A 21,029-nucleotide genomic window follows, 5' to 3' on the forward strand; every position below is an offset into this window, starting at 1 on the left:
GGTTTGATGCGGGCTCGCCTCCCCCGGCGGGCCCGCATTTTGTTTGGTCTGGAATGGCCGGGATTCAAAACTCTCTGGCGCGCAACTCGTCGAATTCCTTGCGACAGGCATTGCTGAATTCGTGCAGTAGGTCGATCGAACCGTTGATCGCCATGTCGCGCAGCTCAACGAAGCTCTTGTCCGGCTCCAGATAGGTGTTGAGAATCTTTCGGGCGATCCCCTCTGCACAATGCACGACCGGCTGCGAGGACGAGACGCGCATCCGGCCCAGCTTCGCATAGAGGCCGACAAGACCGGAAATGTCGGCTTCATCGTGCTGGAGGGCGTCGATGTAGCATTTCGAGGCTTCCTCGATGAAATCCCGGTAAAGGACCTGCCGTCGGTTCCTCTCGTAGTGCAGCCACTGGGCGCGAACCTGATTCTTCTGGTTCAGCCAGTTGGCGATCACGCTCGTCAAGCCGCCGATCGTGGTGCCAGCCAGCGCAGCCAAGGCGGAGGTGATCGAAGCTTCCATGAGCGCCCCTCTCGCCGATGGCTAGCGCGACGCTGGCGGACGCGGCGCTTCCGAGATCAGGCGCGAGCTGCGCTGCCCGGTCAGGTATGACCAGAACCACTGGGTCTGAACCCGGAACCGGTTCTGGAGCTGCGGCAGCGACAGCACGTGCAGCGCTGCCCAGACCAGCCAGGTCAGGAAGCCGCCGGTGCGCAGCCAGCCGGCCTCAAGGATGGCGAAGTTCTTGCCGACCACCGCCATGTTGCCCTTGCTCCGATAGCGGAAGGGACGGCCTTCCTTGCGTCCCCTGACCCGGCGGGCAATCAACCGCCCTACAAAGCGTCCCTGCTGGATCGCAGCTTGCGCCACGCCGGGCACGGGATGACCGTCCTGGGTCATCGCGGCGGCATCGCCCACCACAAAGACGTCAGGTGACTCGGGGAGGTCCAGGAAGGGACCGACCAGGGCGCGTCCAGCCCTGTCCATGGTGGTGCCGAGCATCTTCACAACCGGTGAAGCGGCAACGCCGGCGGTCCAGAGCACCGTGGCGCTCGCAATCCGTTCGCCGGCAGCAATCACGCCCTGGTCGTCGACTTTCTCGACCTTCACCCCGTTCATGACTTCGACGCCGAGCTTCTTCAGCCGCTTGGCGACCTTTCTGGAAAGCGATTCGGCAAAGGTCGGAAGGACCCGCGTCCCGCCATCCAGCAACAGGATCCGGCTCTTGGCGGGATCGATGTTGCGAAAATTCCTGCGCAGCGTCACCGAAACCAGCTGGGCGATCGAGGCGGCCAGCTCGACGCCGGTCGGGCCGGCACCCACGAGCACGAACGTCATCTGGCGCGCGCGTTCCTCGTCGTCGCTGGTCGATTCGGCCAGTTCGAAGGCGCCCAGGATCTTGGTTCGGATGGTCTCGGCATCGTTGAGGTTCTTCAGCCCCGGTGCGAACCGGGCAAACTCATCATGTCCGAAATAGCTCGGGCGCATGCCGGCGGCCACAACGAGAAAGTCGTACTCGATCTTGCGGCTGCCCGCGCCTGGACATGTCGCCTCGATCGTGCGTGCCACAGGATTGATGCCATTGACTTCGGCCAGCAACACGCTGAGATTTTTCTGCTTCGCCTCGAGCTGACGGAAAGGCGCGGCAATCTCGGCCGGCGCCAAAACCGCGGTTGCGACCTGGTACAGCAGCGGCTGGAAGATATGATGATTGCGCCGGTCGACCAGCAGGATTTCGACGTCGGAACGCTTCAGCGCGCGCGCAGACGCGATGCCGGCAAATCCCCCGCCGACGATGACGACGCGCTTCTTGCCGGGAGCCGTATTGGCTGCTGCCGGTTTTTCCGGCGGAAAGGATCTGGTCAGAACTGTGGTCAATGATGCACCCGATCGCGTTGTACGCACTCCCAGCGTTCTTTCTTATCGGATCGTTCAGAGTGCCTATTGAACGGCGCTGCGATCTCTGGAATGTCCTTGTCGCTTTATTCGGCTATCGAAGCGACGCGCTCGACCAGCAGTCGAGACCCGCTCAGATGAAATTCTCCTTCACCATTTCCCAGACATCGTTGCCGCGGCCGTGCAGCACGGCGCGCACTGAATAGAGCGCCATGCCGACGGCTGGTTCAACCTGCATGAAAGGCGGCATCACAAGCTGCATCGGGTTGACGTGCACATGCAGGAGCGCCGGCCCTGGCTGGGACAGCCAGCCCTTGACGGCGTCCTCGAGCTGATCCGCCCTGGACACGGTTTGGCCCCACAGGCCCATCGCCCGTGCGACGTCGGCAAAGTTCGGATTCTTCAGCCGTGTGTAGGTGTCGAGCATGCCCTCGGCCTTCTGCTCGATCTCGACAAAGCCCGCTCGGAATCGCACCCGGGTGCAGCCTTGGTGGCCGACCGATGTCGACCTCGCTACTGGACCTCGTACTCGCGGCGCCAACTGGCTGGACTTTGTCCGAAGGCCTGCCTGAACAGTCTGCATAGATGCGCCTGATCCGAAAATCCGACGCGCAGCGCAATTTCGCTCAGCGAAGCCGAGCTCGTGATCATCAGGCTGCAGGCCTTCTCCAACCGTCGCTTGACCACATAGGCATGTGGCGGTTCCCCGAAGGTCAGCTTGAACGAGCGCGAGAAGTGCGCGGGGCTTCGCCTGGCGATAGCACTGAGGTCTTGCGTATGAATGGGTCGATGCAGATTCTTGTCGATGAAGATTCGCACCCGCATGATCTGCCAGCCGGCCAGCCCCGCGGATCTGGACCGCTTGACCCCCGAGTGACGCTCGATCTCGGACTGCAGGATGGTCGAAGCGGCGGCCAGTGACGCCTTCGCAACCTCGCGATCGTGCTCAAATTCGCGCTTGGCGACGTCGAGGAGCTCGGCGAGGCTTCCGGCCAGATAGCCGAACTCGGGACCAGCCGGCCAAGAACGGGGTGCGGTGCTTTGAAACTCTTCCATGGCAATCCCTCGACAAGCATCCCGGCCCGAGAGAACCATGGTGCAAACGATCCCGTTTGGCTTGTTAAGTAGTGTTCTGCTTCATTAATTTGCAGCGCAACACGGAAATATCGTCTGCAATTGCAAATACATAAGCCATGGACGATGGCATCGACGAGCGAGCCGACGCACCTTCAAGTGCTACCAATAGGTTACAAGGCTGACGAGCATGCAGACCTAGAGGGCCGCCTCCGCAAGAGGCGGATGGGCGAACATCGACCCGCAATCCAAGGCGGGCAACGGCAAACCGAACCACGATCAGGATGACCAGGGCGAAGAACAGATACCTCACGAAGGATCAACCAGGAAGACGCCGACAATCACGATTGACATCGCGGTGCCGATGAATGCCGCAGCAATCCGGTTGACGGCTTTTGCCAATGCCCTGCCGCGCGTGGGCTGCGCGAGAATGGTAACGGTTACCGCGGGTGACGATGCGCCGCCGAGCCGCAGCCAGAACGCCACAATAGAGCGCGACTACTGCTGCCAGCCAGATGCGTGGCGACTATCCCATATGCGAAACGGTATGGAACGCGGTCGCGCTTCCTTTGACGTACCCCAGAGGGCCTCCTTGGGACGGGGGATCCGAGGAGGCCCTCTCAACGGAGCGGAGGACCGCACGCTCCGACGCACCGGCGATGGTCGTTTCGGCAGCTTGATTGAAGTGCGCTGCAATAGATTTCATCGCCTTGGGTCGGCTTGTCTGTTCTTTCGGTTAGGAGAATAGCGTTCGTGAATTCTCCAGTCGGTCGGCGGCCGTCCCAAGGTCAAGTCGGCCGATTCCGAACGCGCGGCGCCAGCGCTATTGCGCTGGAGGCTTTGCCACGCCGGAGTTCAATGACTTGCAAAGCCATGCGATAATTTGAAGATTCCTGCTGTTCGATGTCGCGGCTCGCCCGAACGCGACGAGTTGCCGCACGAACGTGCTATTGGAAGCGTGCAAGGACAAGCGGTCCCAGCCATCCTCAGGTACCTTGGAGGCCGCCGTGGGCAGACCCTCAGAACGCCACTGCTCGACCGATGTCGGAACAACTACTTCGAATCATAAACAGGCCAACCGGCCTCCCAGTCGCCCTCATGCTTCTTGGCGTGGCGGTCGTTTTCGCATTCGACACCTTCGCGCCGCTCGAGATCGCGATCGCGGTGCTGTACGCCGTCGTAGTCATTGCTTCAGCGGATTTCCTCGGTCGGCGCGGCATCCTGCTTGTCTCCGCCGTCTGCATCCTGCTGACTGTTCTGAGCTATGCGATCGTTCACGGGGAGTCCTTGGGAAGTGGACCAGCGCTGCGCGCGTTGATCGGCCTCTGCGCGATCGGCGTATCAACAGTAGCCGCGCTGAGAAACCGGGAAGCCGCGGAAAACCTGATCGCCCAGGCAGCCCTTCTCGATTTGACCCATGATGCCATCTTCGTGCGGGATCGAAACGATATCATTACCTATTGGAACGCCGGCGCCGAGGAGCTCTACGGCTGGCCCTCAAAAGAGGCGCTCGGGCAGAACGTCGACACTTTGCTGAAGACAAAGCACCCACCGTCGACCGGACAGCTCGAGCAGCCAAATGACCCCGGCCGCTGGCAAGGTGAACTCATTCACACCCGACGCGATGGCAATGAAATATGGGTTGCCAGCCGTTGGGCAGTACAACGCGACGAACTGGGACGCCCGGTCGCCACCATGGAGACCAACAGCGACATCACGGAGCAGAAGCGCGCGGAAGACGCGCTGTATAATGCACGTAGTCAATTGGAGCACGTCACCCGTGTCAGCACACTCGGCGAATTGACCGCGTCGATTGCACACGAGGTCAACCAGCCGCTCGGTGCAATCGTGACAAATGGTGAAGCTGGCTTGCGGTGGCTCTTGCGCAGCGAGCCAAATCTTGAAGAAGTTCGCGGAGCGGTCGAGAGGATGATCGGCAACGGGCGGCGTGCGAGCGAGGTCATTGCCCGCCTTCGCGCCCTGGCGAGCAAGAGCAATCCGTCCCACACGGCTCTCACCTTGAACGATATCGTTACTGACGTCATCCCGCTCGTCGAGCGCGAGATGCACAACAATGATGTGGCGCTCAGGCTTGATCTTCAGGCGCCCGCGCCGTTCGTGCTTGGCGACCGTGTGCAGCTTGCACAGGTCGTCATCAATCTCGTTGTCAACGCCATACACGCTATGTCGCAGACCGAAGGCCGGACGCGGCGTCTGTCCATCACGTCCAGAACGTCGTTTGAGCAGTCAAGCTTGCGAATGGCCATCCTGGAGATCGAGGATACGGGAACCGGAATTGATCCAAAGATAGCCGACCATCTCTTTAGCCCCTTCCATACGACAAAGGCTGACGGAATGGGGATGGGGCTCTCGATCAGCCGGACCATCGTGGAGAGCCACGGAGGCTCTATCTCGGCGACATCCGACAAGCAATCGGGAGCCTTGTTCGAGATCCGTCTTCCTGTGCTGCAGCAAGGCGAAGCATCGGCGGCCACCGGCTAGGGACTCGACCACCGATAATCACGTGGCGACATTCCGACATGCTGACGAAAGCGCCGAGCAAAGTGGCTTTGATCTGCAAAGCCCGCGGCAAGCGCGATTTGCGATAGCGGCATCTCGGTCCCGGAAAGCAGCTGCTTGGTCCTCTCCACGCGCTGGCGGATCAGGTAGTCGTGGGGCGTGATGGCCATGGACTGCTTGAAGGCCCGCACGAAGTAGCAGACTGAAAGCTTCGCCAATCCGGCCAGAAACTCCACGGTAATCCGCTGGTCGATGTGGTCCTCGATATAATCACGAATCCGCCGCAGCACCCTGGGAGGCAATCCGCCACGAGCAAATCCCGTCGACACCATCGTGCCGGACGGCAGTTGTGGCACCGGCAAGTCAGATTCCGCCTGGAGAATGACCGGCAGAAAAGAATGCCCGAAACCTTCGCTTTCCGGCTCGTCCGTCACCCTCAACATCCGCTCCTCCTGAATCGTCTTGTGCCGCCTACCTGACGCCGACTTACGATGCGAAGTCCTCGCCTTGGTCGACGTCAAGGATGGCGCCTGACCCAAACAACGCCAATCGTGCATGCGCGTGATCGCAATCACACCAAGGTATGGGCGAAGGGCGCCTGACCCGGAGCGGTCCTCGGAGAAAAGAGACGCACTCGACCATACGTTGGTGTGATGATCTCGACGGCCTTGCCGTGCTATGAAGGCTTATTCTCGCTATTGGCCCGGAACAGGCATGCCCACCCCGTCAGACGAGCTTCCTATCGTGCACATCGTCGATGACGACGCCGAGATGCGCAAAGGGGTCGAAAGCTTGCTCCGCTCTGTCGGCCTGGAGGCACGAACCTACGGTTCAACCCAAGAATTCCTGAAGTCGGACGGTCTGGACTCTCCGGGGTGCATCGTTCTGGACATCCGCCTGCCCGGAACCAATGGACTGGATTTTCAGGAAGGATTGGCCGATCTTGGCATACACTTGCCCGTTATCCTCATGACCGGACACGGCGACATTCCGATGTCGGTCCGAGCCATGAAGGCCGGCGCAGTCGATTTCCTGCCAAAACCATTCCGCGACCAGGACATGATCGACGCGGTGACGGCTGCGATCAACCGCGACCGGACCCGGCGGGCCAGCGAGGGCCAAGCCATCGCCGTTGCCGATCGCTATGCCACCCTGTCTCCACGGGAGCGCGAGGTGATGGCGCTCGTGACAGCGGGCAAGATGAACAAGCAGATCGCGGGCGAACTCAGTTTGAGCGAGGTGACGGTCAAAATCCATCGCGGTGCGGCGATGCGTAAGATGGCGGCCCGCTCGCTGGCGGATCTGGTTCGCATGGCGGATACGTTGAAGAACAGGACACGTTGAGAACGCTTACCGATGTTTATGCGCTACGCCCGGCGGCCACTTCGCGAGGAGACCAGCGAATGGCCGATCAGCTGATCTCGATCATCGACGACGACGCCCCCATGCGCGAGGCGCTGGTTAGCCTCGTTCGCTCGCTGGGCTACGAAGTACGCGACTTTGCATCGGCCGAGGATTTTCTCGCCTCGAGCGATATCGAAGCATATGCCTGCGCCATTACAGATATCCAGATGCCAGGAATGAACGGCTTTGAACTGAAGCGCGAGCTCGCTAGCCGCCATAGCTCGTTGCCGGTGATTATGGTTACCGCCCGCGCCGAACCTGGCATCGAGGAGAAAGCGATGTCTAGCGGGGCGTGTTGCTTTCTTCGCAAGCCGCTTGCGGCGGAGACGTTGGTGAACTGCCTGCAACGCGTTCTAGGAAGCTTCTGACATAAACGCTACGGCTCGAAGCAGAAAACACAGTGCCCGCCACCTCAGGTCGAGGTCGCGGGCACGGCAATGTGATATCCTGCTGGCAGCAGAGGCTCAGTCACTCTCGGCACAGCGTAGGGGCGCGAATGGGAGCGTCCATAGGAGCCGCTCCCATCGCTCAAGAGCGGATCACGATAGCAATCGCCACCGCGACGACATGGCCTGACACCGGGCCAGGGTGTCAAAGCCGCAGGACTCCATGAATAACGTAGCGTCCCTGCGGCAGTATTCATAGGTGTGCGCCGAAGCCGGCGTTGCGATCGCGGCGTAAGCAACTGCGCGTACCAGAGTGGATACGACGATCGATCTGAATGACAATGCCATGCTTGTCCCTCTCCTTGTTGGATCCGAGCCACCTACCGGTTTCAAGATGAAGTGAGGGGTGTCGCGATGCCATCGTTCGAAGATGTGGCCGCGATCAGATCAAGGCATGACCGATCGCAAACGATTGAAGCAGTTTTGAACAAGCCTCCAACGTTTCAATCCCATATACCCCCCGACAAAGCCGATCAGACTTCGGAGATATGACGATGAGACATTCCTTGCTCTGCATGACCGCCGCAATCTCCCTTGTTGCCCTGACCTCCGTTGCGCAGGCTCGCTCGGCCTACGACGGCTCCTGGGACCTCCTCTTCGTGACGCAGAGAGGCGCGTGCGACCCAACCTATAACTTCTCCGTCAACATCACCGACGGAATCATCACCCATCCAAACCTGGTCAAGTTCAGAGGCTACGTGGCAGGGTCGGGCGCCGCTCGCGCTTCGGTGACGGTCCACGAAAAGCATGCATCCGGCTCAGGCCGGCTCTCGAGCTATACCGGCCGCGGGACATGGAGCGGCTATTCGGGTAGTTCGCGCTGTTCAGGGTACTGGACCGCTCAGCGAAACTAAAGCTCTCGCATGGTTTTTGTCGGAATGGCAGCTAATCCGCTGCCCACTTGACGGCCACCGGCAGGTCGCCGTCAAGATCTCGCCGGAGGGCTCCCATTTCTTGCCGTCGAGGCGCATGAATAGCACCTGCCTGACCGGCATGCGCTGGAGCAGCTGTTCCCGCACTGCGCGTTGCGCCGGGTGCTGGACCGCGCGGCGAGATTGATCACCGGTCCTGCCAAATCAAATGGCAGGAGAAGTTGCCCAGCCAGGACCGCAATTCCAGCCTAATTGCAGCAAGGGCTTGCAAGCAGCGGGAGCGATCTTGGTGTTCTGATCGTCGATAGACGGCTGGTCTGTCGCCGGACGAGGCTTTACAAGCGCGACATGGAAAGCGGCTATCCCGGTCAAGAGCCAAGGGGATCAGGGTATGGACATGCCGACCTCCGACGAGAACATTCAAGCGACGTCCGACGCTCCTAGCGAAGGACGCAACATGAGCCCGCGCAGTGCGACGCGAGCGCCTGCCATCATTGTCGGCATCGTTGCGGCCGTCGTTGCGGCACTATCTATCTTCTATCTGCTACGGCCGGAACCGCTGCTGGTGCAGGGCGAAGCCGATGCAACGCGACTGGACATCGCGGCGCGTGTCGATGGCAGGGTCAAGGAGATACCCGTCCAACGCGGCCAGAACGTTCCTGCGAGCGCAGTCCTGGTGCGGATCGACAATCCCGAGACAGTGGCCAAACACGAGCAGATGCGAGCGGCAAAGGCTGTTGCGGATGCCCAACTCGCCAACGTCCTGGTCGGAACGCGCGTCGAGACCATCGCCGCGCGCAAGGCGGAAATGGAGCGCGCGCAGGCAGCGCTGGTGCTGGCTCAGAAGACCTTCGACCGCACGCATACCCTGACCGAGCAAGGCAATGCGCCGCAAGCCCGCCTCGACCAAGTGACCGATGCGCTGCATGAAAGCGAGCGCGCAGTCGACCAAGCGAAGTCGGCCTACGAGCAGGCGGTCAACGGCTACACGAAAGAAGAACGGGCGATCGCGAAGGCCAATGTCGAGAAGGCCGATGCCGATATCCAAGGCGTCCAGTCCGTCATCGATCAACTTGTTGTCTACGCTCCGGTCGCTTCCCAGGTCTACCAGCGCAATATCGAGCCTGGTGAGTATGTATCCCCGGGCGTGCCGCTCGTGACATTAATCGATCTCGCCGACGTCTGGATTCATTTCGACCTTCGCGAGGATCTCGTCAAAGGCCTCAAGGTCGGTGACCACTTCGACGTGCGGGTGCCCGCCCTCAACGATCGACGCGTCACGGTCGAGGTCAAGCTCATCGCAACCAAGGGCGAATATGCAAGCTGGCGCGCCACGCGTGCGTCCGGCGATTTCGATTTGCGGACGTTTTCGATCCGCGCCTACCCGGTCCAGCCGGTACCCGAGCTCAGGCCTGGAATGAGCGCCTATCTTGACTGGCGGTCGCGGCAATGACATCGGCGCCAAAGCCCGGATTCCTGCTGGTCGCGCGCCGCGAGTGCCGCTGGCTGTTTCACGATCGCGTCGCGCTGCTCCTGATCTTCGGCGTGCCCCTCTTTGCGTTCGTGGTTCTCACGACCGTCTTCAGTCACCCGGTCATTCGCGGGCTCGGGGTGACAGTCGTCGACGAGGACAAGTCGGACGCCTCGCGTGCCCTCGCGGAATATGTCGCGGCGTCTCCGAGCCTGAAGATCGTCGACCGCTCCGGCACACTCTCCACGGCCGTGCAGGACATACGCTCCGGCAGATCGATTTCGGCCGTCTATATCCCGCCGAATTTCGAGCGCGACCTGCAGGCCGCGCGCCGCCCGCAGGTCGTCGGTTTCTACAACCAGCAGTTCCTGACCCCGTCCGGCATCGCGTCTTCGGGCCTGAGCGATTCGCTCTCCGCCGCGGCGGCCGTGGCCGCGCCCGCCAGCCGCGCTGCGCCTGCACCGGCGTCCTTGGGAACGCTCAAGGCGGAGACCATGGCGCTGGTCAATCCGCAGAAGAACTATGCGCAGTTTCTGCTGCGCGCCCTGCTGCCGACCATCATTCATGTCGTGATCACGCTTGCCGCCGGCTATTCGGTCGGCTCCGAATTCCGCCGCCGCGACGCGCGAGCCTGGCTCGAGAGCGCCGGCGGAGATCCGCTCGTCGCGCTGGCCGGTAAGCTCGCGCCGCTGTTCTGCATCTTCTTTCTGATCATGCTGGCCGAGCCGCTATTCCTCGAGGGTGTGCTTGAAATCCCCTTCAAGGGCGACCTGCCGTTGATGATCGCCGCGGCCTCGCTGCTGATCATTGCCTATCTGTCGCTTGGCGCCCTGCTCCAGCTTCTGGTCGGTGACCTCGCGACCGGTCTGGGACTTGCAGGTCTCATCGCCTCTCCTGCATTCGGCTACGCCGGCGTCGGCTTTCCCACCATCGGCATGAATGCCTTTGCGCAGACCTGGAGCGCGATCCTGCCGCTGCGCTGGTACATGGCTGTCCTGCTGGGACAAGCGGCGCGGGGATTGCCGATCGCGGATTCCGCCGTTCCCTTCGCGGCGCTTGCGGGCCTGGCGTCGCTCTTTGCCGGCCTCGCGCTGCTGCGCATGGCGAGCCTCACGCGCAGGGGCTGGTTTGCGACAAAGCGGCCTGCCGAGCCATCGGATGCCAGCCACACATCGCGCGGCATCGGCGGCGCCTTCACGGCGGAGTGGCGGCGGGTGCTGGGAACGCGGAGCGCCTTCAGCCTCCTGTTTCTCGCTCCCCTGGTCTACGGCATCTATTATCCGCAACCCTATCTGAACCAGATTCTTCGCAAGCTTCCCATCGCAGTCGTCGACAATGACCTGAGCGACCTCAGCCGGCAGATCGTCGAGACGCTGGATGCGAGCGGCGCATTGAGCGTGACGGTTCGCGCCCGAACGCTTGCCGAAGCCCGAAGCGCAATCGATCGCGGGCAGGCCTTTGCGGCCATAGAGATTCCGCCCAACACCGAGCGCGATGTGCTCAAGGGCATCACCGCCCACATCCCGGTCTACGCCGATGCAACCTATCTGTTCATCTTCAGATCGAGCGCCAGCGGCGTCGCCACCGCGATCGGAACGTTGACGTCCGAGCTGGTTTCGCGCGGGGCGCGTTCGGACGGAAGCCTCGTGAAGGCCAAGCTGGCGACGTCGAGCCCGGCAGACGTTCTGCTCCAGCCGATCTTCAACCCGGTGGGCGGTTATGCGAGCTACGTCGTTCCGGCGGCATTCATTCTGATCCTGCAGCAAACCCTGCTGATCGGCGCGGCGATGTTGACCGGCACTGCGCTGGCTGCGGGAGGCGGAGCGTTTGCCGGCGTTCTTGGCCGCGGCATCGCTCATCTGACCATCTACCTTCCCGCGCTCGCGCTCTATGTCATCGTGCTGCCGCGCATCTACGGCTTTTCGGCGCTCGGTCATCTTCCGCAAATTCTCGCGCTCGCGAGCGTCTTTCTGCTGGCGACGAGCTTCATGGGACAGGCCGTTGGGGCCTGGTTCACGCGGCCGGAAAACGCAACCATTCTCCTGCTGGCGACGAGCCTGCCGCAGTTCTTCATGGCCGGCTTTGCGTGGCCGCGCGAAGCGATCCCGGACGTCGCCCTTGCGTTCGGCCGGCTATTCCCGGCCGATTCCGCGATCGACGGCCTCGTGCGCATCAACCAGCTAGGGGCCGGCATCTGGGAGGTCGCGCATGACTGGCTGGCATTGTGGTGCCTGGCGCTCGGCTATTTTGCGCTCGCGGTGATCTCGGCATTTGCCGTCAGGAGGAGACAGGGACATGCCCAACCTTAGACCTGCCGCCTTCGTCGCCATTCCGATCGCGCTGGTCGCGGCAGGCGCGTTACTCTACGTCACGCGCCATTCGACACCGCCCGCAGCCATCGTCGGCGTCGTGCGTGCGACCCAGGTCAGGGTCGAGCCGGAGGTCAACGGCCAGCTCGTCTCGATCGCGGTCGAGAAGGGTGCCTCCGTGAAGGCCGGCGACGTCGTGGCACGGCTTTCAGCGGTGGAGTTGACGGCGCAGGCGGACCAGGCACGGGCTGCGCTCGGCTCCGCCGTCGCAAGCCGCAACAACGTCTATGCCGGCGTGCGCCGCGAACAGGTCGAATCCCTGAAGGCCGCCATCGCCAAGGCAGGCGCCCGCCTCGACTATGTGCAGGCCCAGCTCACGCGGACCAGCACGCTCGCACGGCAAAGCTTCGAATCGCAGCAGTCGCTCGACCAGGCAGAAAACGACGTGGCGGCCGCACGTGCCGACGTTGCCGAGGCCCAAGCCAATTACGATGCGGCGGTGGCGGGTCCGACCCGAGAGGAGCGCGCCGTTGCGGATGCGCAGGTGCAGGCCGCGACCGCTGCCGTCGCCGTGCTCGAGCGCCGGCTCGACAAGATGGTGCTGCGTGCCCCGGCCGACGGCACGGTCAGCGTCATCGCCGCCGAGGTGGGCGAGAATGTTCGCGCCGGACAGCCGATCCTGATGGTCGAGGCCGCGGGCCGACAATGGCTCTCATTCAACGTGCGCGAAGATCACCTCGTTCGTCTTGCCATGGGAGACACGGTCGGCGTGAAGCAGAACGGCACCGATGGCGCGACCAAAGCCGTCCTCACAGAGCTGCGGCCGCTGGGCGTCTTCGCCACCTGGCAGGCCGAGCGTGTCATCGGCGACCACGACCGTAACACGCTTCGCTTGCGTCTCGACCCGGAGAAAGAGGCATCGGGCCTCGAACCAGGCATGACTGTGTGGATTGCGCGTTAGCTGCAGAGCGTTATTGATCCTCGCCGTACCGGCCCAATACGTGGATGTGATACTTTCAACGCAGATCGGATCCTTGAATTGAATTTGGCAATGTGACCGTTGCTACCAGCGGCCTCATGTTAGGAGCCAATAGTTGCCGGATATGAATGCGGCAGAAATTGAGAAACTAACCTGCCATCGCCGTCATCACCGGGCACGCCATTGGATGAGCCGCCAGCAGCGGGAAGTACGCGCAAGACGCTAAGCTTTGAGGTATTTGATGATCTGTCGTAGCAATATTCAATAGCCGACAGATTGATACAAGACGCGCTGACCTGCGAAATGCGAACGCTCACTGTGCAGCTGGACACGCCGCTGAACGAGCCGCGTCATCTAAGTAATCTGTCGGCCCCAGGGCTTCCCGCAAATCATGAGATGCCGCTGCAGCGGGCATGCAAAAACGCCGAATAGGTCCAATCTGGTCACTATTTGTAAGAAACGTTAGGTTTCGCGAATTTTGCCTGCCTCAAACTCGAATTGTACCTATGCCTACCTCAAACCAGCGTGTGCGGCGGGAAGCATTACACCGCGAACCCCGTAGCGCACGACGAAACCCTCGAACGGATGGAGTGATGACAGAAGCTTATGGACAACGACTTGGCGAGCGATTCCGAGTCGAAACCGCACCGGCAATGGTTACCCGGGCATGTCGCAAAGGTGAGATGGCCGTCACTGAACTTCGATGTGATAACCCGCCGTCGGAAATGAGCGCTTCGATTCGGCAGGAGGATGCTTTTCTCCTCACTTTGCACCTCCGCGATGTTCCTGGTCGTGTATATTGTGAGGGTGGCCGACGAGCGCCGGTGTGCGACGTGCGGGCTGGCGAGACTTGTCTCCAGGACCTGAAGCGAGATCCCACCGTCCTCCTCGACAAGCCCTATCACTCTCTGGTTTTTTATCTGCCGCGTGCGGTGCTGGATGCGATCGCTGACGAGGCCAACTCGCCGCGAATTCGTGATCTGAGCTATAAACCCGGAGCGGGCGTCAACGACGCTACAATATCGAGCCTCGGGAGGCTGCTGCTGCCTGCCCTCGGCCAACCCGACCAAGCTAACCGGTTGTTTCTCGACCACGTCCTGCTGGCGTTCGGGGTGCATGTCGCTCAAACCTATGGAGGCATGCGGCCAGTGTCGCGGCTTCGGCAGAGTGGGCTCGCACCATGGCGGGAGCGACGCGCGAAGGAAATTCTGCGCGCCAACCTCGAGGGCGGAGTGTCGGTGAAGGATCTGGCGCGGGAATGCGGGTTATCAACTGCCCATTTTGCGCGCGCGTTTCGCGTTTCCGTAGGAGTGACGCCGCACAACTGGCTAGTTGAGCAGCGCATCGAGCTATCCAAAAAAAAGCTGCGCGATGACCGGTTGCCGCTCGCCGATGTGGCAGCGGAGTGCGGCTTCAGCGATCAAAGTCATTTCTCGCGACACTTCAGCCGCATTGTTGGCGCAAGTCCAGGCGCATGGCGTCAGGCGGCCAAGGAATAGCGCGGACAACGTAAGCTATACCCAGCCGCCCACCAAGAACCGTGCTATTCCAATTTCTGCAACGATGTCATCGAAGATGTAATGGCGTCGTCGGTCAGGAAACAGTGTCGCCCGGATTCCAAATAGGGAGGCCATGACCGCCGAATGAGCTGCTCGCAGGGGGCCTGAAGCCCCGGCGAGCAGCAGCCACTTCCGGCTGATCGAGGCATTCCCGCGCTTGACGGCGCCTGCAGCCTCTGCGCATTGCCTCTTACAACCGCGCTCTCGCGCGCATAGCAACGTCGCCCCTGACCCGACGCGCGCGCTCAAGCGGAGCGGGCCGCCGTAGCGGCTGCAGGCAGTAATGCCCAATTCCTACCACCGGATTAACCATACTGTCGCGGCAAGGCTGGTATCTCGTCGCACGCATAAGCATATTTGGAAGCGGCTGCCGCCCGGTGGTGGAACACCGAACGACAGCCTGACCACAAACCGATTGTAAGGAATCGATCATGGCTAACCTTGACTATAGCGCCGATTCGGCGCCTCTGCCCCATCCCTCTCTGGTGTTTCAGGCTCGGTCCAATTTGACCGACGTCGGCAGCGCACCCACCGCCAACCCGGTGGCCCTGGCGACCGACACGACCTGCCCCATCACCCAGCTGTTCATCGGCTAGACCAGATCGCGCGGCCCGACGTCGTGTGACGCAGTTGCGCCACATGGACCGATCGATCGGTTTCGTCACGTACCTGCGGCTCGCAGATGCCGAGCGTCTGCTCTCGCCGCAGCTCGAAGACGCAAATCGAAAAGCCGATGATGCCGAACACCTTTCATTGCGATGATCCGCAGTGAAGGCGCGACGGCTCAAAGGTCCGGTCTAGTTTAACGACGTTGGCTTCGTGATCTCTCAACCCAGAGAGATACACAATGTCCTATTTCTTCAACAACACCTCCGCGCAGCCCGCCTGCACCAGCAACATCCACCGTCCGATGGGCGGCATCGCCGGCCTTCGGGAGGTCCACGACGACGTCGGTCGCCTCACCGTCTCGGCCTTCCCGTTCGCGATGGTGAAAGACATCTCGCTCACTCTCGCCGCTATGCCGGCCTGCTACATCCTTGCGGATCATGCGACGGCCTATATCGGCGAGACCGGCAACGCCGGTCGCAGGCTCGGCGAGCATTCCGGCGATCCGTCGAAGGCGTTCGCCCGCGAGGTCTACGTCATCTCGGGTTACCAACGCGCCTGGTTCGACAAGACGGCGGCCGTCTACCTGCAGTTCCGTCTCACGCAAATCGCCGAGCAGGCCGGTTTGGTCGACATCATGAAGGGGACGAACCCGCAAGTGCTGGAGCTTCCCAACCACAAGCGCGCCTCGCTCGACCACTTCGTCGAGCACGGCGAGCGCCTCCTGTTCGACGCCGGATGTCGTGTGCTGCGCAGCAACTTCGCGAGCCAGCGCCGCAAGGCGGAAGCAGTCGATACCGATATGGCGATCGGGCCGGAAGACACCGGACCGATGCAGATCGACGTGACGGGCTTGCCCCCGCTCGGTAGTGAACTCGAGCTCGCCTATGGCGACCTCTGGGCTCGGGGCTACCCGGTCCGCGACGGTTTTGTAGTGACGGCCGGTTCGGAGGTGCGCAGCCTCGTGAACCCGAGCGTCAACCCGATCTTGCGCACCCGCCGGGCCGAACTCGCCGCGGCCGACGCGCTGGCCATTATCCCTGGCATTGAGGATCGGGCGCGCCTCCGCGTGGCCGTCTGCTTTCCGTCGGCTGCCATCGCGGCGAAGGTCGTGACCGGCGCGCATGTGAGCAGCGGCAAGTGGGTCAATCGCCGCTATCCCGAGCCGATCTTGATCGCGGGCTGAGGGATCAATCATGTCGAACAAAATGGAAATGCCGGCGCGCAAGCGCCGGCATCGGGGCCTCGCTGACCCGATCGGCAATGCTCCCGATCTTGCCCGGCAGATCTCCGGGCCGGCCACTTCCGGGCGGCCTTTCGCCGCTCAGGACTTCTCCCCACTCGCGTGGTGGCGGACCTTGCCATCCTATCTCCTCCGCGATGCTGAGCATCTGCTGCTGATCGACACGCTTGACACCATCTGCGTGATGGACCGGCACGACGATTTTGCTGCGGCGCTGCGCGGTGACGCCGCAACAGCGGTCGGGGTGGCGTTCTCGCTGCTGCCCATCCACGAGGTGACGCTGACGGTCGACATCGCCATGACGGCGCTGCTGCGCTGCGCCCTCGCCGGCGACGCGACAGCCACTCTGGTCCTCGCGAGTATCCTTCACCGCGTTAAACTCAACCATTCCCTCGCAACCGAGTTGTCGGCCTCCTGGCAAACGCGTCTTGGCCGCGAGATTCGCCCGGGCGGGCTCCGGCGCCCCGGATTCTGCAACGGCTTGATGGTGGATGTTGTCAACGGCCAAGCGGAGGACCGAGCATGAGCGCCACGAGCGATAATGGCGATGACCTCGATCTGCCGGCGGCGGAGGACGCGGCCTCGACCGGAGCCGCGGCTGATTCGTCCGATTTGGATGAGCGTCTGCAGGCACTGCCCCGCCTTCTGCGCTACGCGATGCTCGTCAAGGAAGGCGCTTTCCATATCGAGGAGCGTCTGGTTGCCGAGATTAGCGAGCTCTGCCCTAGCCTTCCGCAGACCGCGCATTGGGCGACAGCGCTGAGAGCGGATGCCGGGCTTGCCCTTACAGCGCTGAGTACGGATGCCGGACTTGCCCTTGCGGCCGAGCTCGACAAGCGAGCCGTCAGTCTGGACCAGCCGGTCCTGCGCAGCCTCTCGGACTGCGTGCGCTTGCTGTGCCTTCCACTGCCGTGCTCAGCAGAGACCTTCGACGACTATCGCAGGGTCGGGAAGGCGTTGGTCGAAGCTTTCCGAAAGGCTTGTCGCGACGTTGACGAAGAGCTGCGTTGCGATCTCGAAGGAGTGACCTACGGCTGGGCGGCTCTGCCGGCCTGCCGCGACCTACTCTCAAAGCATGTCGGGGCCGTCGCGAACGCGACCACGCTCGGGCCCATCATGGCGGAGCACCGGATCGCCGCTGCTAAGGCGACCCTGCGCCGCCAATTGAAGGAAGAGGAGGAGCGCCGAAAGCAGCAGACTGCCGAGATCTCTGTCGCAAATCAGCAGCAGGAGCCTTCCCCAAACTCCACACCAGATCATGGCCTCGTGGTCGCGCGTCTGTCCCCGGAGGAGATGAAGAACGTCAAGCTCAAGGATATTTTGGGACCGCTGAAGAGTGTCATCAACGCTCCTTTGCCGCTCGTTGAGGTGCCGCCTCTGCAGGAGGCGCGCAATGCTCTGCTGTTCGAGTTCCCATACGCAATCGACGTCATCGATTTCGCGCTGGCCGATCTCGTCGGCCGCACCACAATTCGTCTCCGTCCCCTCCTGATTGTTGGCGAGCCCGGCGGCGGCAAGAGCCGATTTGCCCGCCGAATCGGTGAGGTGCTGGGTCTCCACGTTTGGCGGACCGACGCCAGTCGTTCCGACGGTGCGGTGTTCGGGGGAACCGACCGGCGCTGGTACTCGGCCGAGCCTTGCCATCCTTTTCTCGCCATCGCGCAGGGCAAAACGGCAAACGTATTGGTCCTCCTGGATGAATTGGAGAAAGCTGCAACGAGGTCCGACCACGGCCGACTATGGGACTGCCTGCTCGGCTTTCTCGAGCCGGAGACGAATTCCAGATATCCCGATCCCGCATTGCAGACCAATCTCGACCTATCGCAGGTGAGCTACATCGCCACGGCCAACGCTCTCGATCCGCTGCCGAGCCCTATCCGGGACCGTTTCCGCATCGTGACCTTTCCGAAACCGGCGGCGAATCATTTGGACGCTCTACTGCCGGCGGTGATCGCCGACCTCGCCAAAGAGCGCGGCCTCGACCAGAGCTGGGTGCCGCCGCTCGATGGCGTTGAGCGCGAAGCCGCCGCGAAGCACTGGCCCGGCGGCTCGGTGCGGCGCCTGCGCCGCATTGTCGAGGCTGTCCTGCGCGAGCGCGACATTCGCGCATCGAGGAACTGATCATGGCGGAACAGAACAACGGAAACGCGCGGCCGCCATTGCCGCGGCCGCCGCAATTGCGCGGGATAACCCGCGCGCAGGGCTTAAACAGCTCTCCCTCGCCCGGTACTATCGCGGTCAATCCTCCGAGGACCGATACCGTGACCGATCCCCAGATCGTCTGCCCGAACTGCCGTACCGAAATCAAGCTGACAGAATCGCTCGCGGCGCCCCTGATTGCCGAAACGCGCCGCAAGTTCGACCAACAGCTTGCGGCCAAGGAAGCAGACTTTGGCCAGCGCGAAGCGCTGCTCAAGCAGGCCAGCGAGGAAGTCGCGAAAGCTCGCGAGACCGTTGACGAGCAGGTTGCGGCTAAGCTGAAGGCAGAGCGGGCCAACATCACCGAGGCGGAAGCAAAGCGAGCGCGTCTGGCGGTCGCCGACGAGCTCAGCACCCGCGACCGGCAGTTGACCGATTTGCAGCAGATGCTTGCAGCCAACAACGAGAAGTTGGCCGCGGCCCAGAAGATCCAGGCGGACATGCTCCGCAAGGAGCGCGAGCTCGACGACGCCAAGCGCGAAGTCGAGCTCACGATCGAAACGAAGGTGCAGCAGGCACTTGCGGCTGTACGCGAAAAGGCGAAGCTGGATGCCGAGGACGGCTTCAAGGCGAAAGTCGCGGAGAAAGAAGCCCAGATCGCCGGCATGAACCGGCAGATCGAGGAACTCCGCCGCCGGGCCGAACAGGGCTCGCAGCAGCTGCAAGGCGAAGCCCTGGAGCTCGAACTGGAATCCCTGCTCCGCAATCAGTTTCCGCGCGACCTCATCGAGCCGGTGCCGAAGGGCGATTTCGGCGGCGACGTCCTGCATCGCGTGTTCGGTCCTGGTGGGCAGACCTGCGGCACGATCCTCTGGGAATCGAAGCGGACCAAACGTTGGAGTGACGACTGGCTGACCAAGCTCAGGAGCGACCAGCGCGCGGCCAAAGCGGAGGTCGCCCTCATTGTCTCCAGCGCGCTGCCGAAGGAAATAGAAACCTTCGGACTGGTCGACAATGTTTGGGTTGCGGAGCCCCGGTTCGCCGTTCCTCTCGCCATCGTGCTCCGGCACGGGCTGATCGACCTCGCCGGCAGCCGTCAGGCTCAGGAAGGCCAGCAGACCAAAATGGAGATGATGTACGGCTATCTGACCGGTCCGCGCTTCCGCCATCGCATCGATGCGATCGTGGAGAAGTTCACCGACATGCAGGCCGACCTCGACCGCGAGCGCAAGACGATGATGCGGCTTTGGGCGAAGCGCGAAGAACAGCTCCGCGGCGTGCTCGACTCCACCGCCGGCCTCTACGGCGACCTCCAGGGCATAGCCGGTCGGGCAATGCAAGAGATCGAGAGTCTTGATGTGCTGATGATTGAGGTGAAGGGCGAAGCGGCAGAGTAGATCAGGCCAAACACGCTTCGGCTCGAGCCTTCGTGTCGTCGACGCCATTCGGCTGCAAGGTTCGGAAAGTGGCGACCTACATCAATGGCTGCACGAGCAATCACCGATACGATCGGTCTTCTTATCATACCACGAGAGTGAAACGCCAGATCCAGAACTCCGGTACGAAGTGATGTTTGCGCGGCTTATTGATCATGGCTCTTTATCACGGCAGGAGGTGGCACGGGCTGTCCTGAGGCGTCATGATCATTACCGCACGATGCGCGCGGGTTGTAGCAACGTGAAGGTTGAAGCGGGCGGAGCGTTCGCCATCGGCGCCGGCGCGCTGGAGGTAGCGCTGGAATTGGCCTTCGAAGACGATGACCTCGTCGAATTCCTTTCCCTTGGCTTTGTGGATCGTCATGACGGTGACGCCCCGTTGCGGCCGGGTGGTTGCCGCGAACTGATCTTCGACGACGGCGGCGGCGAGCAAGGTACGAGCGTGGCTATAGGCACCATGGGTGCGCCAAGCCTCGGCCAGCCTGGATTCGATTTGGGCGCCGCGCCGCAACAGGCGCATGTGACGCGCTTCCCTGGCCACGACCTGGAACTCCTTACGGTCGCTTGCATTGAGTCGGGCCCGGATGGCCCGCCAGTCCGTCATAGGATCTCCCGACAGGGCCAAGGTTGCGACGGTGTCCATAAGGTTTCGGATGCCGGGTCCGATACCGCGTGCTTCAAGGCCCTCTACTCCACGGCCTCGAACAGCGGTGGCTAGGTCGCGATATCGGGCGGCCTTTCGGCGCGCCCCTACCGATGCCTCTTCGGTTCTGCCGAGCTCGAACGCGGCAAGCCCGTCCAGGATCGCGGCGGCAAGATGCTGATCGCTCGAGCGCGGCTCCATAAGCAATGCAATCAGGTCCGCAGCAAGCATCGGTCCCTCGGCGGCAACGAGAATGTCGACCGGATAGGCCGGGAGGCCGTGAACGGCCTGGGCCATGTAGTCGAAGACGTTAATGGCCAGCGTGTTTGCGGGAACGAGCACGACGGATACGATCAGGGAACGCGCTATCCTGGACCGCCGCGGAGGATGTCTTGTCGATCGGCGCTGACTTGGTCGCGGACTCGTCGCCCCCCTTGTCT

Annotated in this window: 20 protein-coding genes; 13 read left to right on the forward strand and 7 right to left on the reverse strand. The window is 62.3% G+C overall.

Features of this window, described 5'->3' with window-relative positions; all coding sequences use genetic code 11:
* Nucleotides 1-64: 64 nt before the first annotated feature.
* The 5 genes from QA640_RS47970 to QA640_RS47990 form a co-directional block, all read right to left on the reverse strand.
* A complete protein-coding gene (locus tag QA640_RS47970) occupies nt 65-514 on the reverse strand; it encodes a hypothetical protein (protein WP_283043493.1) in 450 nt (149 codons plus the stop codon).
* Nucleotides 515-535: 21 nt separating this feature from the next.
* Nucleotides 536-1,870, reverse strand: coding sequence for an NAD(P)/FAD-dependent oxidoreductase (locus QA640_RS47975; protein ID WP_283043494.1), 1,335 nt, complete (start codon nt 1,868-1,870; stop codon nt 536-538).
* A gap of 151 nt (nt 1,871-2,021) precedes the next feature.
* Nucleotides 2,022-2,363, reverse strand: a complete 342-nt coding sequence (locus QA640_RS47980) for a thiamine pyrophosphate-dependent enzyme (protein WP_283043495.1) — start codon at nt 2,361-2,363, stop codon at nt 2,022-2,024.
* Nucleotides 2,364-2,401: 38 nt separating this feature from the next.
* Nucleotides 2,402-2,944, reverse strand: a complete 543-nt coding sequence (locus QA640_RS47985) for an AraC family transcriptional regulator (protein ID WP_283043496.1) — start codon at nt 2,942-2,944, stop codon at nt 2,402-2,404.
* A 327-nt stretch (nt 2,945-3,271) separates the two neighbouring features.
* On the reverse strand, nt 3,272-3,448 hold the full coding sequence (locus QA640_RS47990) for an FUSC family protein (protein ID WP_283043497.1): 177 nt from the start codon (nt 3,446-3,448) through the stop codon (nt 3,272-3,274).
* Nucleotides 3,449-4,060: 612 nt separating this feature from the next.
* Between QA640_RS47990 and QA640_RS47995 the strand changes: the two genes are divergently transcribed.
* Nucleotides 4,061-5,464 (forward strand): ATP-binding protein, encoded by a 1,404-nt coding sequence (locus tag QA640_RS47995; RefSeq protein ID WP_283043498.1) that lies wholly within the window; start codon nt 4,061-4,063, stop codon nt 5,462-5,464.
* Here the strand turns inward: QA640_RS47995 and QA640_RS48000 are convergent.
* Nucleotides 5,461-5,925, reverse strand: a complete 465-nt coding sequence (locus QA640_RS48000; RefSeq protein WP_283043499.1) for an AraC family transcriptional regulator — start codon at nt 5,923-5,925, stop codon at nt 5,461-5,463. The genes QA640_RS47995 and QA640_RS48000 overlap by 4 nt on opposite strands.
* Before the next feature lie 271 nt (nt 5,926-6,196).
* On the opposite strand from QA640_RS48000, the gene QA640_RS48005 reads away from it, so the two are divergent.
* The 12 genes from QA640_RS48005 to QA640_RS48060 all read left to right on the forward strand — a co-directional run bounded on the left by QA640_RS48005 (nt 6,197) and on the right by QA640_RS48060 (nt 19,907).
* On the forward strand, nt 6,197-6,826 hold the full coding sequence (locus QA640_RS48005) for a response regulator transcription factor (RefSeq protein ID WP_283043500.1): 630 nt from the start codon (nt 6,197-6,199) through the stop codon (nt 6,824-6,826).
* Between the two features lie 59 nt (nt 6,827-6,885).
* Nucleotides 6,886-7,254: a response regulator gene (locus QA640_RS48010; protein ID WP_283043501.1), complete on the forward strand. Its 369-nt coding sequence runs from the start codon at nt 6,886-6,888 to the stop codon at nt 7,252-7,254.
* A gap of 572 nt (nt 7,255-7,826) precedes the next feature.
* Complete coding sequence (locus QA640_RS48015) at nt 7,827-8,186, forward strand: hypothetical protein (RefSeq protein ID WP_283043502.1); 360 nt, start codon at nt 7,827-7,829, stop codon at nt 8,184-8,186.
* A 409-nt stretch (nt 8,187-8,595) separates the two neighbouring features.
* Nucleotides 8,596-9,657, forward strand: coding sequence for an efflux RND transporter periplasmic adaptor subunit (locus QA640_RS48020; protein ID WP_283043503.1), 1,062 nt, complete (start codon nt 8,596-8,598; stop codon nt 9,655-9,657).
* Entirely contained in the window at nt 9,654-11,984 is a 2,331-nt protein-coding gene (locus QA640_RS48025) for an ABC transporter permease (RefSeq protein WP_283043504.1), read from the forward strand. The genes QA640_RS48020 and QA640_RS48025 overlap by 4 nt, the downstream gene beginning before the upstream one ends.
* Entirely contained in the window at nt 11,971-12,945 is a 975-nt protein-coding gene (locus tag QA640_RS48030; protein ID WP_283043505.1) for an HlyD family secretion protein, read from the forward strand. Before QA640_RS48025 ends, QA640_RS48030 begins: the two co-directional genes overlap by 14 nt.
* 611 nt (nt 12,946-13,556) lie before the next feature.
* Entirely contained in the window at nt 13,557-14,462 is a 906-nt protein-coding gene (locus QA640_RS48035) for an AraC family transcriptional regulator (RefSeq protein WP_283043506.1), read from the forward strand.
* A gap of 491 nt (nt 14,463-14,953) precedes the next feature.
* The gene (locus QA640_RS48040) at nt 14,954-15,118 is read left to right on the forward strand and encodes a hypothetical protein (RefSeq protein ID WP_283043507.1); all 165 of its coding nucleotides are present in this window, start codon (nt 14,954-14,956) and stop codon (nt 15,116-15,118) included.
* A gap of 251 nt (nt 15,119-15,369) precedes the next feature.
* Nucleotides 15,370-16,314 carry a hypothetical protein gene (locus QA640_RS48045; RefSeq protein ID WP_283043508.1) on the forward strand — a complete coding sequence of 315 codons (945 nt, stop codon included), beginning with the start codon at nt 15,370-15,372 and terminating at the stop codon, nt 16,312-16,314.
* 10 nt (nt 16,315-16,324) lie between these two features.
* Nucleotides 16,325-16,897, forward strand: coding sequence for a hypothetical protein (locus QA640_RS48050; RefSeq protein ID WP_283043509.1), 573 nt, complete (start codon nt 16,325-16,327; stop codon nt 16,895-16,897).
* Nucleotides 16,894-18,492, forward strand: a complete 1,599-nt coding sequence (locus tag QA640_RS48055) for an AAA family ATPase (RefSeq protein ID WP_283043510.1) — start codon at nt 16,894-16,896, stop codon at nt 18,490-18,492. Before QA640_RS48050 ends, QA640_RS48055 begins: the two co-directional genes overlap by 4 nt.
* A 140-nt stretch (nt 18,493-18,632) precedes the next feature.
* Nucleotides 18,633-19,907, forward strand: coding sequence for a DUF2130 domain-containing protein (locus tag QA640_RS48060; RefSeq protein ID WP_283043511.1), 1,275 nt, complete (start codon nt 18,633-18,635; stop codon nt 19,905-19,907).
* A gap of 205 nt (nt 19,908-20,112) precedes the next feature.
* On the opposite strand, the gene QA640_RS48065 is transcribed toward QA640_RS48060, so the two are convergent.
* Nucleotides 20,113-20,931 carry a 3'-5' exonuclease gene (locus QA640_RS48065; protein ID WP_283043512.1) on the reverse strand — a complete coding sequence of 273 codons (819 nt, stop codon included), beginning with the start codon at nt 20,929-20,931 and terminating at the stop codon, nt 20,113-20,115.
* Between the last annotated feature and the right edge of the window lie 98 nt (nt 20,932-21,029).

Source organism: Bradyrhizobium sp. CB82 (genome assembly GCF_029714405.1).
Lineage (GTDB): Bacteria > Pseudomonadota > Alphaproteobacteria > Rhizobiales > Xanthobacteraceae > Bradyrhizobium.